Source organism: Ligilactobacillus aviarius (genome assembly GCF_001654615.1).
GTDB lineage: Bacteria > Bacillota > Bacilli > Lactobacillales > Lactobacillaceae > Ligilactobacillus > Ligilactobacillus aviarius_B.
Genome location: NZ_LWUD01000009.1, coordinates 1 through 14,524, shown reverse-complemented (window position 1 = coordinate 14,524; position 14,524 = coordinate 1). Strand labels below are relative to the sequence as shown.

At 39.4% G+C, this 14,524-nt stretch carries 29 protein-coding genes; all 29 read right to left on the bottom strand.

Going from position 1 to position 14,524, the window contains the following annotated elements; genetic code table 11:
• Positions 1-220: 220 nt before the first annotated feature.
• Positions 221-604: a 50S ribosomal protein L17 gene (gene rplQ, locus A3O17_RS02140; protein WP_057826652.1), complete on the bottom strand. Its 384-nt coding sequence runs from the start codon at positions 602-604 to the stop codon at positions 221-223.
• A gap of 26 nt (positions 605-630) precedes the next feature.
• A complete protein-coding gene (locus A3O17_RS02135; protein WP_057826651.1) occupies positions 631-1,575 on the bottom strand; it encodes a DNA-directed RNA polymerase subunit alpha in 945 nt (314 codons plus the stop codon).
• A gap of 85 nt (positions 1,576-1,660) precedes the next feature.
• Complete coding sequence (gene rpsK, locus A3O17_RS02130; protein WP_057826650.1) at positions 1,661-2,047, bottom strand: 30S ribosomal protein S11; 387 nt, start codon at positions 2,045-2,047, stop codon at positions 1,661-1,663.
• Positions 2,048-2,071: 24 nt separating this feature from the next.
• On the bottom strand, positions 2,072-2,437 hold the full coding sequence (rpsM, locus tag A3O17_RS02125) for a 30S ribosomal protein S13 (protein WP_057826649.1): 366 nt from the start codon (positions 2,435-2,437) through the stop codon (positions 2,072-2,074).
• Positions 2,438-2,459: 22 nt separating this feature from the next.
• Positions 2,460-2,573: a 50S ribosomal protein L36 gene (gene rpmJ / locus A3O17_RS02120; protein ID WP_003689393.1), complete on the bottom strand. Its 114-nt coding sequence runs from the start codon at positions 2,571-2,573 to the stop codon at positions 2,460-2,462.
• Between the two features lie 34 nt (positions 2,574-2,607).
• Positions 2,608-2,826: a translation initiation factor IF-1 gene (gene infA, locus A3O17_RS02115; protein WP_003692975.1), complete on the bottom strand. Its 219-nt coding sequence runs from the start codon at positions 2,824-2,826 to the stop codon at positions 2,608-2,610.
• 174 nt (positions 2,827-3,000) lie between these two features.
• Complete coding sequence (locus tag A3O17_RS02110) at positions 3,001-3,660, bottom strand: adenylate kinase (RefSeq protein ID WP_064208339.1); 660 nt, start codon at positions 3,658-3,660, stop codon at positions 3,001-3,003.
• Positions 3,661-3,782: 122 nt separating this feature from the next.
• Positions 3,783-5,081 carry a preprotein translocase subunit SecY gene (secY, locus tag A3O17_RS02105; protein ID WP_064208340.1) on the bottom strand — a complete coding sequence of 433 codons (1,299 nt, stop codon included), beginning with the start codon at positions 5,079-5,081 and terminating at the stop codon, positions 3,783-3,785.
• 3 nt (positions 5,082-5,084) lie between these two features.
• Positions 5,085-5,519, bottom strand: coding sequence for a 50S ribosomal protein L15 (gene rplO, locus A3O17_RS02100; protein WP_064208341.1), 435 nt, complete (start codon positions 5,517-5,519; stop codon positions 5,085-5,087).
• Positions 5,520-5,552: 33 nt separating this feature from the next.
• Positions 5,553-5,735, bottom strand: coding sequence for a 50S ribosomal protein L30 (gene rpmD / locus A3O17_RS02095; protein ID WP_057826645.1), 183 nt, complete (start codon positions 5,733-5,735; stop codon positions 5,553-5,555).
• Positions 5,736-5,749: 14 nt separating this feature from the next.
• Positions 5,750-6,250 (bottom strand): 30S ribosomal protein S5, encoded by a 501-nt coding sequence (gene rpsE / locus A3O17_RS02090; protein WP_057826644.1) that lies wholly within the window; start codon positions 6,248-6,250, stop codon positions 5,750-5,752.
• A 21-nt stretch (positions 6,251-6,271) separates the two neighbouring features.
• A complete protein-coding gene (rplR, locus tag A3O17_RS02085; protein WP_057826643.1) occupies positions 6,272-6,637 on the bottom strand; it encodes a 50S ribosomal protein L18 in 366 nt (121 codons plus the stop codon).
• 31 nt (positions 6,638-6,668) lie between these two features.
• Positions 6,669-7,205: a 50S ribosomal protein L6 gene (gene rplF, locus A3O17_RS02080; protein ID WP_057826642.1), complete on the bottom strand. Its 537-nt coding sequence runs from the start codon at positions 7,203-7,205 to the stop codon at positions 6,669-6,671.
• A gap of 30 nt (positions 7,206-7,235) precedes the next feature.
• Positions 7,236-7,634 (bottom strand): 30S ribosomal protein S8, encoded by a 399-nt coding sequence (rpsH, locus tag A3O17_RS02075; protein WP_057826641.1) that lies wholly within the window; start codon positions 7,632-7,634, stop codon positions 7,236-7,238.
• Between the two features lie 33 nt (positions 7,635-7,667).
• Positions 7,668-7,853, bottom strand: coding sequence for a type Z 30S ribosomal protein S14 (locus A3O17_RS07755; RefSeq protein WP_081035599.1), 186 nt, complete (start codon positions 7,851-7,853; stop codon positions 7,668-7,670).
• 15 nt (positions 7,854-7,868) lie between these two features.
• Positions 7,869-8,411, bottom strand: coding sequence for a 50S ribosomal protein L5 (gene rplE / locus A3O17_RS02070; protein WP_057826640.1), 543 nt, complete (start codon positions 8,409-8,411; stop codon positions 7,869-7,871).
• 24 nt (positions 8,412-8,435) lie between these two features.
• Complete coding sequence (gene rplX / locus A3O17_RS02065; protein ID WP_057826639.1) at positions 8,436-8,741, bottom strand: 50S ribosomal protein L24; 306 nt, start codon at positions 8,739-8,741, stop codon at positions 8,436-8,438.
• Positions 8,742-8,776: 35 nt separating this feature from the next.
• Positions 8,777-9,145, bottom strand: coding sequence for a 50S ribosomal protein L14 (rplN, locus tag A3O17_RS02060; protein WP_057826638.1), 369 nt, complete (start codon positions 9,143-9,145; stop codon positions 8,777-8,779).
• Between the two features lie 65 nt (positions 9,146-9,210).
• Positions 9,211-9,477, bottom strand: a complete 267-nt coding sequence (rpsQ, locus tag A3O17_RS02055) for a 30S ribosomal protein S17 (protein WP_057826637.1) — start codon at positions 9,475-9,477, stop codon at positions 9,211-9,213.
• A 26-nt stretch (positions 9,478-9,503) separates the two neighbouring features.
• The gene (rpmC, locus tag A3O17_RS02050; RefSeq protein ID WP_057826636.1) at positions 9,504-9,698 is read right to left on the bottom strand and encodes a 50S ribosomal protein L29; all 195 of its coding nucleotides are present in this window, start codon (positions 9,696-9,698) and stop codon (positions 9,504-9,506) included.
• Positions 9,688-10,122, bottom strand: a complete 435-nt coding sequence (gene rplP / locus A3O17_RS02045; protein ID WP_057826635.1) for a 50S ribosomal protein L16 — start codon at positions 10,120-10,122, stop codon at positions 9,688-9,690. The genes rpmC and rplP overlap by 11 nt, the downstream gene beginning before the upstream one ends.
• 3 nt (positions 10,123-10,125) lie before the next feature.
• Positions 10,126-10,782, bottom strand: coding sequence for a 30S ribosomal protein S3 (gene rpsC, locus A3O17_RS02040; RefSeq protein WP_057826634.1), 657 nt, complete (start codon positions 10,780-10,782; stop codon positions 10,126-10,128).
• 13 nt (positions 10,783-10,795) lie between these two features.
• Positions 10,796-11,155 carry a 50S ribosomal protein L22 gene (gene rplV, locus A3O17_RS02035; RefSeq protein ID WP_064208342.1) on the bottom strand — a complete coding sequence of 120 codons (360 nt, stop codon included), beginning with the start codon at positions 11,153-11,155 and terminating at the stop codon, positions 10,796-10,798.
• Positions 11,156-11,172: 17 nt separating this feature from the next.
• Complete coding sequence (gene rpsS / locus A3O17_RS02030; protein WP_003705314.1) at positions 11,173-11,454, bottom strand: 30S ribosomal protein S19; 282 nt, start codon at positions 11,452-11,454, stop codon at positions 11,173-11,175.
• Positions 11,455-11,501: 47 nt separating this feature from the next.
• Positions 11,502-12,335 carry a 50S ribosomal protein L2 gene (gene rplB / locus A3O17_RS02025; protein ID WP_064208343.1) on the bottom strand — a complete coding sequence of 278 codons (834 nt, stop codon included), beginning with the start codon at positions 12,333-12,335 and terminating at the stop codon, positions 11,502-11,504.
• A 28-nt stretch (positions 12,336-12,363) separates the two neighbouring features.
• Positions 12,364-12,651 (bottom strand): 50S ribosomal protein L23, encoded by a 288-nt coding sequence (gene rplW, locus A3O17_RS02020; protein WP_057906207.1) that lies wholly within the window; start codon positions 12,649-12,651, stop codon positions 12,364-12,366.
• Positions 12,651-13,274, bottom strand: coding sequence for a 50S ribosomal protein L4 (gene rplD, locus A3O17_RS02015; RefSeq protein WP_057826629.1), 624 nt, complete (start codon positions 13,272-13,274; stop codon positions 12,651-12,653). The genes rplW and rplD overlap by 1 nt, the downstream gene beginning before the upstream one ends.
• 23 nt (positions 13,275-13,297) lie before the next feature.
• Complete coding sequence (rplC, locus tag A3O17_RS02010) at positions 13,298-13,921, bottom strand: 50S ribosomal protein L3 (protein ID WP_057826628.1); 624 nt, start codon at positions 13,919-13,921, stop codon at positions 13,298-13,300.
• 30 nt (positions 13,922-13,951) lie between these two features.
• Positions 13,952-14,260 carry a 30S ribosomal protein S10 gene (rpsJ, locus tag A3O17_RS02005; RefSeq protein ID WP_057826627.1) on the bottom strand — a complete coding sequence of 103 codons (309 nt, stop codon included), beginning with the start codon at positions 14,258-14,260 and terminating at the stop codon, positions 13,952-13,954.
• Between the last annotated feature and the right edge of the window lie 264 nt (positions 14,261-14,524).

Here is a 14,524-nt window from a genome sequence, read left to right as displayed (position 1 = left end):
CGATTTGACAAAGAGCCAAAACAAAAAAGGATTGGACATTCATCCAATCCTTCTAATTCACAATCATTTGAAAACAATATCTAACAAAAAAATCACTTTTTATAACGATTTTCGTACAACCGTACTACTTAGGACTAGACTAGGTTTCCCACCATCGTAACGCCCGTTGTCGTTATAAAAGTGACACAAAATATAATTTATTTTAGTATTAGTAATTAAATTAGTCTACTAATTCAAGAACTGCCATCTTAGCAGCATCGCCACGGCGTTCTTGCATCTTGATGATCCGTGTGTAACCACCATTCCGATCCTTGAACCGTGGAGCAACTTCATCAAACAACTTTTGTAAAGCTGTTTGAACAACGATGTCATCGCCATCTTCCTTAACGTCTGCAACAACATCCATTAAGTAAGCAGCTGCCCGCCGACGTGATGTTAAATCACCTTTTTTACCTAAAGTGATCATCTTTTCAACTTGGCGACGAACTTCTTTAGCACGTTGTTCAGTTGTAACGATCTTGCCGTTAACGATTACATCTGTTGTTAAGTTCCGTAACATTGATTTACGGTGTCCGCTTGTGCGACCTAATTTCCGGTAAGCCATGAATAGTTTCCCTCCTTTAATTCTAATTAGTCATCATGACGTAATGAAAGACCTAAATCAGCAAGTTTTGACTTAACTTCTTCAAGTGACTTCCGGCCCAGATTCCGAACCTTCATCATGTCAGCTTCAGTCTTGTCAGTTAATTCTTGAACCGTATTGATTCCAGCACGCTTCAAGCAGTTGTATGAACGAACTGATAAGTCTAAGTCTTCAATTGTCATTTCGAGCATCTTTTCTTTATGAGTTTCTTCCTTTTCAACCATGACTTCAGCGTTCTTTGCTTCATCAGTCAAGTTAACGAAGATTGATAAGTGCTCTGTTAAAATCTTAGCTGATAAACTGATTGCTTCACTTGGAGTAATTGAACCGTTTGTCCAAACATCCAATGTCAATTTATCATAATCATTTTTTTGACCAACACGTGTCTTTTCTACTTGGTAGTTTACACGTTCAATTGGGGTATAAATTGAGTCGATTGCTAAAACACCAATCGGCATATCATCTGCTTTAGCTTTGTTTTCTGTAGCAGAAACATATCCACGACCTTTATTAGCAGTCATTCGAACATGGAATGAAGCTCCTTCAGCAACTGTACAAATGTACAATTCTGGATTCAAAACTTCAACATCAGCACCGCAGTGAATATCGCCTGCTTTAACTTCTTTGGCACCTGTAACATCAATCTCGAGGATTTGAGGTTCTTCAGTGTCCATCTTTAAAGCAACCTTCTTCAAGTTCAAGATAATGGTTGTTACGTCCTCCATGACACCTTCAACAGTTGAAAATTCATGCAAAACACCATCAATTTGAACATCAGTAATCGCTGCACCTGGTAATGATGAAAGTAAAATTCTCCGTAAAGAATTTCCTAACGTAGTACCATAACCACGTTCCAACGGTTCGACAACAAATTTACCGTAGTCATTGTTTTCTTCAATTGTGTGAATCTTTGGTTTTTCGAATTCGATCATGCTATTTGTCTACCCCTTTCAAAACGTAACGTGTAATCTGGCAAAAACAAAATGAAGTTACCCTCAAAATGAATACGAATCCACATTAAACACGACGACGTTTTGGAGGACGGCATCCGTTATGAGGAACTGGTGTAACATCCTTAATTGATGTAACTTCCAAACCAGTTGTTTGAAGAGCACGAATTGCTGCTTCACGACCTGAACCAGGACCCTTAACTGAAACTTCAACAGTCTTCATTCCGTGATCCATTGCACCCTTAGCTGCAGCTTCTGAAGCCATTTGAGCAGCAAATGGGGTTGACTTCCGTGAGCCTTTGAAACCTAATGCACCTGCTGATGACCATGCAACGGCATTTCCGTGAACATCAGTAATCATAACAAGTGTATTGTTGAATGTTGAGTGAATGTGAGCAACACCCGTTTCAATATTCTTCTTTACACGACGCTTACGTGATTTCTTAACAGCCATGAACGTTTTCCCTCCTTCTAATTATTATTTCTTCTTCCCTGCAATTGAAATTGCTGGGCCTTTGCGTGTCCGCGCGTTGTTCTTGGTGTTTTGACCACGAACAGGTAAGTGGCGACGGTGACGCATGCCACGGTAAGAGCCAATTTCTGAAAGACGCTTAATGTTCATTGATACTTCACGGCGAAGGTCACCTTCAACCTTGTAGTTATCAACTTCAGCACGAATCTTATCTTCTTGATCAGGAGTTAAGTCGCGTACACGAACGTCTTCTGAAACACCAGCAGCAGCAAGGATCTTCTTTGCTGTTGTATTACCGATTCCATAAATGTAAGTTAATCCGATTACGATACGCTTGTCACGTGGTAAATCGATACCTGCAATACGAGCCATTACAATTACACCTCCTTAAAAATTAACCTTGACGTTGTTTGTGCTTTGGATTGCTGCAAATAACCATAACGCGACCTTTACGTTTGATAACTTTGCAGTGTTCGCACATTGGTTTAACTGATGGTCTTACTTTCATGAATCATACCTCCTATAAATTACTGAAGTACAATCTATTTAAAGCGATAGGTAATGCGACCCTTAGTCAAATCGTAAGGGGACATTTCAACGGTAACCCGATCCCCAGGTAAAATACGAATATAATGCATACGAATCTTACCGGAAACGTGAGCTAAAATTTCGTGTCCATTTTCGAGTTCAACTTTGAACATCGCATTTGGCAACGTTTCTTTGATCGTACCTTCAATTTCAATCACATCATCTTTCGCCACGCAAAAGTACCTCCTTAATATGGTTTGAAAACTTTAAACGAAAACAGTTATTTTCGCTGATCCAGTAGCTTTTGCGGCAAACTAGACCTATTGAAAAGATAAACCTGAATTATGATACCACACGTAAATCTAAAATGCAATACGTTATGGCTTATAATCCAGGTTTTCTCGCGATTATTTAATTGAGTCCAAAACTTTCTTGATGTCAGCGAACACATCATCAATTGTTTGGTTTCCATTTACTTCATGTAAAATTCCCTTTTCACGGTAGAAATCTAACAATGGAGTGTTCATCTTGATATTAACGTCTAACCGATTCTTAACGGTTTCTGGCTTATCATCATCCCGTTGGAAGAATTCGTGACCGCCGCAACGATCACAAGTGCCTTCAACCTTCGTTGGGTTAAACAACTTGTTGTAAGTTGCACCGCAGTTCTTGCAAATGTAACGGGCTGTTAACCGTTCCATTAATGAATCTGGATCAACTTTGATGTTGATTACGCAGTTAAGTGGTTTGCCTAATTCAGCGCCAAACTTGTCTAATGCTTCTGCCTGAGCCATGTTCCGTGGGAAACCGTCTAACATGTAACCATCATTCACATCGTCTTCACTTAAACGATCCTTGACGATTCCATTTGTAACTTCATCTGGAACCAATTCACCCTTATCGATGTATTTCTTAGCTTCAAGACCCATTTCAGTTCCGTTTTGCATTGCAGCCCGGAAAATATCACCCGTTGAAATGTGTGGAATGTGATATTCATCAATAATTTTTTCTGCTTGAGTACCCTTTCCTGCGCCAGGAAGACCCATTAACATTAAATTCAATGCCATTTAAATTTCTCCTTTAAATAAATTCACTAACGTATTATAACCCAATTTTTTTAAAGATAAAAGTTTATCAAAAACAAAAAGAACCCGTAATTTCTTACGAGTCCTTTTAATAACTAACTTAACTACTCACGAATAAATCCAACATATTCGCGTTTCATCATCATACCTTCAATTTGTCGCATTGTTTCAAGGGTTACCCCTACAACAATCAGCAAACTAGTACCACCTAAACCGATTGATTCATTCAATCCCCAAACGCTTGATGCGACTAAAGGAATCAATGAAACGAATCCTAAGAAAAGTGAACCAACAGTACTTAATCTCATCAATAAACGAGATACATACTTTTCAGTTTCTTTTCCGGGCCATACAGATGGAATGTAGCTTCCTTGCTTTTGTAAGTTTTCTGATAACTTTTCAGGGTTAACTTGAACAAACGCATAGAAGAATGTAAACAGAATAATTAAGACTGTGTACAAAATCATTCCTGGCACTGTCTGCATATTGAAAATATTCGACAATGTTTGATACCATCCATCACCTGAATGAGTTCTTGTGAAGGCCATCAAGATTGTTTGAATCGTTGCAATAAATGAACTGGCAAAGATAACAGGAATAACTCCAGCAACGTTAACTTTTAATGGTAAGTATGAGTTTTCTGAAGAACCTGCAACCCGTCTTGTATATTGAATCGGAATCTTGTAATTAGCTTGTTGAACATATGTAACAAATGTCACGATCACAAGGACAACTAACAAGAGAACAACACAATACAATACTGAATGCCAAAGTTGCGATTTACTTACATGAACAAACTCTTCTTGATAAATTTGCTTAATTCCAACTGGGACCCGCGCAAGGATTCCGGCCATAATAATGATTGAAATCCCATTGCCGATTCCCCGATCAGTAATCATATCACCTAACCAAGTAGCAAACATTGTACCAGCTGTTAAAATCACACCAATACATACGTAAGTTTGAACACTTGGGTTTTGAACTAAGTGAAGACTACTCAAAGCGTTGAAACCAGCTGTAATCCCGATTGATTGTACAAACGCAAGCACAATTGTTAAATAACGGGTAACCTGATTCAATTTACGCCGTCCAACTTCACCTTGCTTACTCCACTCTACAAATTTCGGAACAATATCCATTTGCAAAAGTTGAACAACAATTTGGGCGGTAATGTATGGTGAAACCCCCATCGCTAAAATTGAATAGTTGGTCAGACCGCCACCACTGAAAGTATTTAACATACTAATTAACCCTGAAGATGCAACACTCGCTAATGCTTTTGCGTTGATCCCAGGGACAGTAATGTATGTGCCTAAGCGAAATACAATCAAGACACCCAACGTGAATAAGATTTTCTTTCGAATTTCTTTATCAGCAAGGGCGTTCTTCATTGTCTTAAGCATCTATTACATCACCTCGGCTTGACCGCCTGCTGCTTCGATGGCACTCTTAGCTGATGCTGAGAACTTGTTAGCCTTAACAGTTAACTTCTTCTTTAATTCACCATTGCCTAAGATCTTGATACCATCTTTTTCGTTCTTAACGATACCTGATTCAACCAACAATGTTGGTGTAACTTCTGTACCGTCTTCAAATTTGTTTAATTTTTCAATGTTTACAACTGCATATTCAACGCGGTTGATGTTCTTAAAACCACGTTTTGGCATCCGCCGGAATAATGGCATTTGGCCACCTTCAAATCCTAAACGAACTTTACCACGTGCTTTTTGACCTTTTTGACCACGACCTGCAGTCTTTCCGTTACCTGAAGAAGTTCCACGACCAACCCGATTTCTTACTTGACGTGAACCTTCTGCTGGTTTTAATTCATTTAACTTCATTAGGTTCGGCACCTCCCTCTAACTAAATATTGACTATTTAGCCAATTCAACGTCCACTAAATGATTGATTTTCCGAATTGCTCCCCGCATTGCAACGTTATCAGGAACAATAACAGAACTATGAACACGACCAAGGCCTAAGCCTTTAACAATTTCGCGTTGTTTTTGAGGACGTCCAATGACTGAACGAACTAAAGTAACTTTCAATTGAGCCATAATCTAAGTCCTCCTTATTCTGCTAAGTGTTGAACTGAAACTCCACGTAATGAAGCAACTTGTTCAGCACTCTTCAATTGTGATAAACCATCCATTGCTGCACGAACAACGTTGATTGGTGTGTTAGAACCTAATGACTTACTTGTAATATCATCAATACCTGCAAGTTCCATAACGGCACGAACCGCACCACCTGCAGCAACCCCAGAACCAGCTTCAGCTGGCTTCAACATAATGCGGCTACCGCTGTATTGACCGAGAACTTCATGAGGAATAGTTGTTCCAACAACAGGAACTTCGATTAAGTTCTTACGAGCAGCGTCAACAGCCTTGCGGATTGCTTCTGGAACTTCTTGAGCCTTACCAGTTCCAAAACCTACATGACCATTGTGATCGCCAACGATTACTAAAGCAGCGAAACGTAAACGACGTCCACCTTTTACAACTTTAGTAATCCGGTTAATAGCAACGACACGATCTTCTAAATCTAATTGAGCTGGATCAATAAAAGCCATAAACGTTATTTCCTCCTTCTATTAAAAGTCTAAGCCATTTTCGCGAGCAGCTTCTGCTAAAGCTTCAACACGTCCATGGTAGAGGTATCCACCACGGTCAAATACAACTTCTTTGATACCTTTTTCTACAGCACGTTTAGCAACGACTTCACCAACTGAAGCAGCTTGCTCAGTCTTTGTGTTGCCACTTACTTCGCTGTCTAATGTAGAGGCACTAACTAGCGTCACACCCGCTACGTCATCAATTACTTGAGCGTAGATGTTTTTGTTTGAACGATAAACATTTAAGCGTGGGCACTCAGCAGTACCAGAGATTTTATTGCGAACACGCATATGACGTCTTTGGCGTGTTTTGTTTTTATCTGGTTTAGAAATCACGATTTTCACCTCTTAATTTTATTTAACAGCCTATGCTGCATTATTTACCAGTCTTACCTTCCTTACGGCGTACATATTCGCCAACATAACGAATACCTTTACCTTTGTAAGGTTCTGGAGCACGGACAGCACGGATCCGTGCAGCCATGTCACCAACAACTTCCTTGTTGATTCCTGAAACAACGATTGATGTTGCTGAAGGAGTTTCAAACTTAACATCATCTGTTTGTTCAAATTCAACAGGGTGTGAGTAACCAACACTCAATACAAGTGTGTTACCCTTCATTTGTGCACGGTAACCAACCCCGCGAAGTTCAAGTTCCTTCTTGAAGCCTTCTGTAACCCCAACAACCATGTTATTGAAGTTTGCACGTGTTGTTCCGTGAAGTGCTTTTGTCTTGTTATCATCTGATGAACGGTCAAAAGAAACAGTTGTTCCTTCGATCTTCATTGAAATTTTATCAGAAAATTCACGTGTTAATTCACCCTTTGGGCCCTTAACAGTAACCATGTTACCGTCTTGTTTTACTTCAACGCCTGCAGGTAATTCAACAACTTTATATCCAATACGACTCACGAGCCAGACACCTCCTTACTCTTTAAAATATTACCAGATATAAGCGATTACTTCGCCACCGATTTTCTTAGCACGGGCATCTTTATCTGTCATAACACCTTCAGATGTTGACAAAATAGCGATTCCTAAGCCGTTAAGAACCTTTGGCACAGCATCAGCTTTAACGTATGAACGTAAACCCGGTTTTGAGATCCGACGAATCCCTGAGATTACGCGTTCACCATTTTTACCATATTTCAAGAATACACGGATAATGCCTTGTTTGTTATCTTCGATAAATTCATAATCGCGAATGAAACCTTCGTTCTTAAGAATTTCAGCAATACTCCGCTTAATTTTTGATGCAGGTACTTCTAATGATTCGTGCTTTGCCATGTTAGCATTGCGAATGCGTGTTAAGAAGTCTGCAATTGGATCAGTCATTGCCATATTATTTTGCCTCCTTACTTACTTTATTATGGATTACCAGCTAGCCTTTTTCATGCCAGGGATTTGACCCTTATGAGCAAGTTCACGAAGGCAGATACGACATAACTTAAATTTACGATATACAGAATGTGGACGACCACAACGTTCGCAACGAGTATATTCTTGTGTTGAGAACTTAGCAGCACGTTTATTCTTTGCAATTTGTGACTTTTTAGCCAATGTGAAACCCCCTTACTACTTAGCGAATGGCATTCCTAATTGAGTTAATAATTCTTTTGATTCTTCGTCTGTGTTAGCAGTTGTTACGATTACAATGTCCATTCCACGAACCTTGTTAACGTTATCGAAGTCAATTTCTGGGAAGATCAATTGTTCCTTGATTCCAAGTGTGTAGTTCCCACGACCATCAAACGCACGTTTGCTGATACCATGGAAGTCACGAACACGTGGTAATGAAACTGAGATCAACTTGTCTAAGAATTCGTACATCCGTTGACCACGTAATGTAACTTTGCAACCAATTGCGTTACCTTCACGTAAACGAAAACCAGCGATTGATTTCTTAGCACGTGTGATAACTGGTTTTTGACCAGCAATCAAAGTTAATTCTTCAACTGCTTCGTCTAAGTTTTTAGCGTTACTTACAGCATCACCAACACCCATGTTGATAACGATTTTATCAATCTTTGGTGCTTGCATTACTGATGTATAATTGAATTTTTCCATCATTGATGGAACGATTTCTTTATCATACTTTTCTTTTAAGCGATTTTCCATGAAGAAAGTATCCTCCTTCCTTTATTACAATGTTTTACCTGTCTTTTTAGAAACACGTACTTTCTTGCCATCTTCAATCTTGAAGCCAACCCGTGTTGGTTCATTGTTTGAAGGATCGATAAGCATAACGTTAGAAACATGAATCGGTGCTTCAACTTCAACAATTCCACCATTTGGATTTGCGTTAGTTGGTTTTTGGTGCTTCTTAACGATGTTTACGCCTTTAACGATTACACGTTCTTTTGAAGGAAATACTTTTTCAACTGTACCTTCTTTGCCTTTATCTTTACCGGCGATTACTTTAACTTTATCATTCTTTTTGATGAACATATTGCTTGTGCACCTCCTTATCAACTAATGGTTCATTATAATACTTCAGGTGCTAAGGAAACGATCTTCATGAAGTTTCCATCACGTAATTCACGGGCGATTGGTCCGAAAATACGTGTACCTTTAGGTGACTTATCATCACTAATGATTACTGCAGCATTTTCATCAAATTTGATGTATGAGCCATCAGCACGGTGTACGCCAGACTTTGTACGAACAACAACAGCTTTTACAACATCGCCTTTTTTGACAACGCCACCTGGTGTTGCTTGTTTAACAGTAGCAACAATGATGTCACCGATGTTAGCAGTCTTAACACGAGAACCACCTAAGATCTTGATTACTAAGAGTTCACGTGCTCCTGAGTTATCAGCGACTTTTAAACGACTTTCTTGTTGGATCACAGTAAGTGTCCTCCTTTCGCTATTAGATAATTAGTAGAATACGAATTAGTTCTTTGGGTTATTCATTAAAGAATAACTGCTTTTTCAACAATTTCTAATAAACGGAAACGTTTTGTAGCTGACAATGGACGTGTTTCCATAATCTTTACGATATCGCCAACTTTTGCTTCGTTGTTTTCGTCGTGAGCTTTGAATTTCTTTGTGTACTTAACACGCTTACCGTAAACCTTGTGGTTAACATAAGTTTCAACAGCAACCGTGATTGTTTTATCCATTTTATCTGAGACAACGCGTCCTTGATAAACTTTACGGTGATTACGAGTTTCACTCATGCGAAATTAGCCTCCTTTTCGTATTCTTATTTGTTTAATTCTGCTTGACGTAATGCAGTTTTAATACGTGCAATGTTCTTACGAACTGCTTTTAACCGAGCAGTGTTTTCCAATTGACCGGTAGCTAATTGGAAGCGTAAGTTAAATAATTCTTCTTTATATTGCTTTTCTTTTTCAAGCATTTCAGCAGTGGTTAATTCATTAATTTCTTTAGCCTTCATTTGATTCGCCACCTACTTCCTCACGTTTTACAAACTTAGTCTTCACTGGGAGCTTGTGGGAAGCTAAACGGAAAGCTTCACGAGCAACTTCTTCAGGAACGCCGGCAATTTCAAACATAACCTTGCCGCGCTTTACTGGAGCTACCCAGCCTTCTGGTGTACCTTTCCCAGAACCCATACGAACACCAATAGCTTTAGCAGTATATGATTTGTGAGGGAAAATCTTAATCCAAACTTTTCCGCCACGCTTCATATAACGAGTCATCGCAATACGAGCAGCTTCGATTTGACGGTTTGTGATCCAGTGTGATTCAGTTGCTTGTAAACCAAATTCACCAAATGTAACTGTCTTGCCACCCTTAGCTTCGCCACGCATGTGACCACGGAATTCACGACGGTGCTTTACACGTTTTGGTACTAACATAGATTATTTCCCTCCTTTACTGTTGTTTTTCTTTGTTGGTAATACTTCACCACGGTAAATCCATACCTTAACACCTAATTGACCGTATGTTGTAGAAGCTTCTACCCATGCATAGTCAATGTCAGCGCGTAATGTATGCAAAGGAACTGTTCCGTCTGAGAAGTGTTCAACCCGTGACATATCTGCCCCGTTTAAACGACCTGCAACTTGAACTTTGATACCCTTTGCGCCTGCACGCATTGTACGTTGCATTGCTTGCTTCATTGCACGCCGGAATGCAATCCGGTTTTCCAATTGTTGTGCAATGTTTTCGCCAACTAACTTAGCATCTAAGTCTGGTTTCTTAATTTCAACAATGTTAATGTGTACGCGTTTACCAGTTAACTTGTTTAATTCTTGACGTAACTTTTCAACTTCTGATCCACCTTTACCGATAACCATTCCTGGTTTAGCAGTATGAATTGAAATGTTAACACGCTTTGCAGCACGTTCGATTTCAATAGTTGAGACAGAAGCGTTGGCTAATTTATTTTCGATGAATTTACGGATTCGTAAGTCTTCGTGTAAATCTGTTGCAAAATCTTTTTCAGCGTACCATTTTGCATCCCAGTCACGAATAATACCGACACGTAATCCGGTTGGATTAACTTTTTGACCCACGCGTTATCCCTCCTTATTTAGCAGATACCACAATTGTAATGTGGCTTGTACGTTTGTTGATTGGAGAAGCGGAACCTTTAGCACGAGGACGGAAGCGTTCCAAAGTTTTCGGTAAAGTTGGTCCTTCATTTACAAAAGCTTCGCTTACATACAAATCTTCAACATCTAAGTCAAAATTGTTTTCTGCATTAGCAACAGCAGACTTTAATACTTTTTCGATTAAGTAAGCACCTGATCTTGGAGTAAACTTCAAGATACCAAATGCTTCAGCAACACTCTTACCACGGATAAGATCGATCACTAGACGTGCTTTACGTGCAGGGATTCGAACTGTCTTGGCAGTTGCTTTTGCTGATGTAACTTGTTCAGCCATTTTTTATCCTCCCTTAACTATCTAACGCCAGTTTTCTTGTCGTCATTTCCATGACCATGGAATGTACGAGTTGGCACGAATTCACCTAATTTATGTCCAACCATATCTTCTTGGATATAAACTGGAACATGCTTACGACCATCATAAACTGCAATCGTATAACCAATAAAACTTGGGAAGATTGTTGAACGACGTGACCATGTTTTAATAACTGACTTCTTTTCTTGATCAGCTTGTGCTTCAACCTTTTTCATCAAATGTTCATCGACAAAAGGTCCTTTTTTCAAACTACGACTCAAAGTGTAATCCTCCTTCCGGATTATATAATCATTAGGCCGCTTTTAAATTATTTCTTGTTACGGCTACGTACGATAAACTTATTGGATCTTGCTTTCTTAGAACGAGTCTTAAGACCTGTAGTCTTCTTACCCCATGGTGACATAGGACTTGGACGACCAACAGGAGCTTTACCTTCACCACCACCATGAGGGTGATCGTTAGGGTTCATTACAGAACCACGAGATTGTGGACGCTTGCCTGCCCAACGAGCACGACCAGCTTTACCAACCTTGATTAATTCGTGTTGTTCATTACCAACAGCACCAATTGTTGCACGGCAAGTTACAAGAATCATGCGAACTTCACCAGAAGTTAAACGGATGATAGCATACTTACCTTCTTTACCAAGTAATTGAGCTGATGTACCAGCAGAACGAACTAATTGTCCACCCTTACCTGGCTTTAATTCGATATTGTGGATAACTGTACCAACAGGAATGTTTTCCAATGGAAGTGCGTTACCAACCTTAATATCTGCATCCTTACCTGATTGAACCTTTTGGCCTACTTCAAGACCTTTAGGAGCAAGGATATATGATTTTGTACCATCAGCATAAACTAACAATGCAATGTTTGCTGAACGGTTTGGATCATATTCAATTGCTTTTACTGTTGCAGGAACATTATCTTTGTTCCGCTTGAAATCAATCACACGGTACTTACGTTTGTGACCGCCACCACGGTGACGAACTGTGATGTGACCATATGAGTTCCGGCCAGCTGTCTTGCTCTTTGAAACAAGTAATGACTTTTCTGGTGTTGTCTTTGTAATTTCAGCAAAGTCTGAACCAGTCATATTCCGGCGACCGTTAGAAGTTGGTTTATATTTCTTGATCCCCACTGTGTTTTCCTCCTATTACTTAATATTATTATTCTTCGTCGAATAATTTAATTTCTTTTGAATCTGATGTTAATGTAACGATTGCTTTCCGGCGCTTCTTTGTGTAGCCTTCATAACGACCCATGCGCTTCTTTTTACCCTTAACATTCATAATGTTAACCTTAGCAACCTTAACATCAAAGATGTCTTCAACCGCACTCTTGACTTGTGTCTTTGTAGCACGTGTATCAACATCAAATGTGTAGCGTTTATCGTCCATATCAGCCATTGAAGCTTCTGTGATAACTGGACGTAAAATTACATCGCGTGATTCCATTATGCAAGAACCTCCTCTACTTGAGAAAGAGCTCCTTTAGTGATGACCATCTTATCGTTGTTGATAACATCTAAGACGTTCAAACCTTTAGCTGGGATAACTGTAACATTCTTTAAGTTCCGAGCAGCTAAAGCAGCGTTTGCATTGTCATCTTCAAGAACTACTAATACCTTTGAATTAACATCTAAGTTGCTTAAAACTTCTGCAAATGCTTTTGTTCTTGGTTGTTCGAATTTCAATTCATTAACAACAACTAAGCCTTCATCTAATACTTTTTGTGAAAGTACTGACTTAATAGCTAAGCGACGAACTTTGCGTGGAAGTTTGTAAGCGTATGAACGAGGTGTTGGTCCGAATACGGTACCACCGCCTACCCATTGTGGTGAACGGATTGAACCTTGACGAGCACGACCTGTACCCTTTTGACGCCATGGCTTCTTACCACCGCCACGTACGGCACTTCTGTTCTTTACAGCGTGTGTCCCTTGACGCATTGAAGCACGTTGCATCAATACTGCATCAAAAATTACGCTGTCGTTTGGTTCGATACCAAAAACTGTGTCGTTTAATGAAACTTCACCGTTTTTGCTACCGTCTTGGTTGAATAATGTAACCTTTGGCATGTAAGTTTCCTCCCTTCATCTAATTATTTCACTGTACTTTTAATAGTAACAAATGACTTGTTTGCGCCTGGAATGTTACCCTTGATTAAAAGTACGCCATTTTCTGTATCAGCTTTAACGATTTCCAAGTTTTGGATTGTAACTCGTTTGCCACCCATGCGACCAGGTAATACCTTACCAGGGAATACACGGTTAATGATTGAACCCATTGAACCTGGACGACGGTGATAACGAGAACCGTGTGCCATTGGTCCACGACTTTGGCCCCAACGCTTGATGTTACCTTGGAAACCGTGTCCCTTTGAAGTACCTGTTACATCTACAAATTCGCCAGCTTCGAAAATATCAGCTTTGATTTCGTCACCAACGTTATATTCTCCAAGCTCTACACCGCGAATTTCACGAACGAAGCGCTTAGGAGCAGTTTTAGCTTTTGCTGCATGACCCTTGGCAGGTTTGTTAGTCTTAACTTCACGTTGGTCATCAAAACCTAATTGAATAGCTTCGTAACCGTCATTTTCCATTGTCTTAACTTGCATAACAACGTTTGAGCCAACTTCAACAACTGTTACGGGTACTAATTCACCGTCTTCAGTAAAGACTTGTGTCATACCTACCTTTTTTCCTAAGATTCCTTTTGTGGTCATGAGTACACCTCCAATTTAATTAATTTAGAATTATAATTTGATTTCGATATCTACACCTGATGGTAAGTCAAGTTTCATCAATGAATCAACTGTCTTTGGTGTAGGATTTACAATATCGATCAAACGCTTGTGTGTGCGCATTTCGAATTGTTCACGAGAATCCTTATCTTTGTGTGGTGAACGGATAACTGTATATAATGTCCGTTCTGTTGGCAAAGGAATTGGGCCAGAAATTTGAGCACCTGTTCTCTTTGCTGTTTCAACAATCTTATCAGCAGATTGATCTAAAATACGATGTTCGTATGCTTTTAAGCGAATACGAATTTTTTGTTTTGCCATGATGTTCCCTCCTTCGTCTATTTTTAAAATAAGACTAGCTCCGTGAAAATTACCGATTCACTCGTGGCAAAGCGGCCGGGTGTGTCGCAACCTTTCACATCTTAGCTTATTTATAAACACAGAACAAAATACTTACGAAATCGCAAGTACTTTAATAGTTTATTACAATCAGTACAAAAAAGCAAGGCCTTTTCCTATTTCTACCTTACTATAAGAATTCTTTTACCCAGTATAAGACAAAAATGGGTCTATAACATTTAGTAT

Excerpts from the sequence above, each read along its gene's own strand:
- rplV (WP_064208342.1), bottom strand. The coding sequence starts at position 11,155 with ATGGCTGAACAAGTTACATCAGCAAAAGCAACTGCCAAGACAGTTCGA.
- rplW (WP_057906207.1), bottom strand. The coding sequence starts at position 12,651 with ATGGAATCACGCGATGTAATTTTACGTCCAGTTATCACAGAAGCTTCA.
- rplD (WP_057826629.1), bottom strand. The coding sequence starts at position 13,274 with ATGCCAAAGGTTACATTATTCAACCAAGACGGTAGCAAAAACGGTGAA.
- A3O17_RS02135 (WP_057826651.1), bottom strand. The coding sequence starts at position 1,575 with ATGATCGAATTCGAAAAACCAAAGATTCACACAATTGAAGAAAACAAT.
- rpsH (WP_057826641.1), bottom strand. The coding sequence starts at position 7,634 with ATGGCAATGACTGATCCAATTGCAGACTTCTTAACACGCATTCGCAAT.
- secY (WP_064208340.1), bottom strand. The coding sequence starts at position 5,081 with ATGCTTAAGACAATGAAGAACGCCCTTGCTGATAAAGAAATTCGAAAG.
- rplC (WP_057826628.1), bottom strand. The coding sequence starts at position 13,921 with ATGACCACAAAAGGAATCTTAGGAAAAAAGGTAGGTATGACACAAGTC.
- rpsJ (WP_057826627.1), bottom strand. The coding sequence starts at position 14,260 with ATGGCAAAACAAAAAATTCGTATTCGCTTAAAAGCATACGAACATCGT.
- rplO (WP_064208341.1), bottom strand. The coding sequence starts at position 5,519 with ATGAAGTTAAATGAATTAAAACCAGCAGAAGGTTCACGTCAAGTAAGA.
- rplE (WP_057826640.1), bottom strand. The coding sequence starts at position 8,411 with ATGGAAAATCGCTTAAAAGAAAAGTATGATAAAGAAATCGTTCCATCA.
- rplP (WP_057826635.1), bottom strand. The coding sequence starts at position 10,122 with ATGTTAGTACCAAAACGTGTAAAGCACCGTCGTGAATTCCGTGGTCAC.
- rpsM (WP_057826649.1), bottom strand. The coding sequence starts at position 2,437 with ATGGCTCGTATTGCAGGTATCGATTTACCACGTGACAAGCGTATCGTA.
- rpmJ (WP_003689393.1), bottom strand. The coding sequence starts at position 2,573 with ATGAAAGTAAGACCATCAGTTAAACCAATGTGCGAACACTGCAAAGTT.
- rpsK (WP_057826650.1), bottom strand. The coding sequence starts at position 2,047 with ATGGCTGTTAAGAAATCACGTAAGCGTCGTGTAAAGAAGAATATTGAA.
- rpmC (WP_057826636.1), bottom strand. The coding sequence starts at position 9,698 with ATGAAGGCTAAAGAAATTAATGAATTAACCACTGCTGAAATGCTTGAA.
- rpsQ (WP_057826637.1), bottom strand. The coding sequence starts at position 9,477 with ATGAGTGAAACTCGTAATCACCGTAAAGTTTATCAAGGACGCGTTGTC.
- rpsE (WP_057826644.1), bottom strand. The coding sequence starts at position 6,250 with ATGGCTTTTATTGATCCAGCTCAATTAGATTTAGAAGATCGTGTCGTT.
- rplQ (WP_057826652.1), bottom strand. The coding sequence starts at position 604 with ATGGCTTACCGGAAATTAGGTCGCACAAGCGGACACCGTAAATCAATG.
- rplX (WP_057826639.1), bottom strand. The coding sequence starts at position 8,741 with ATGTTCATCAAAAAGAATGATAAAGTTAAAGTAATCGCCGGTAAAGAT.
- rpmD (WP_057826645.1), bottom strand. The coding sequence starts at position 5,735 with ATGGCTCAATTGAAAGTTACTTTAGTTCGTTCAGTCATTGGACGTCCT.
- A3O17_RS02110 (WP_064208339.1), bottom strand. The coding sequence starts at position 3,660 with ATGGCATTGAATTTAATGTTAATGGGTCTTCCTGGCGCAGGAAAGGGT.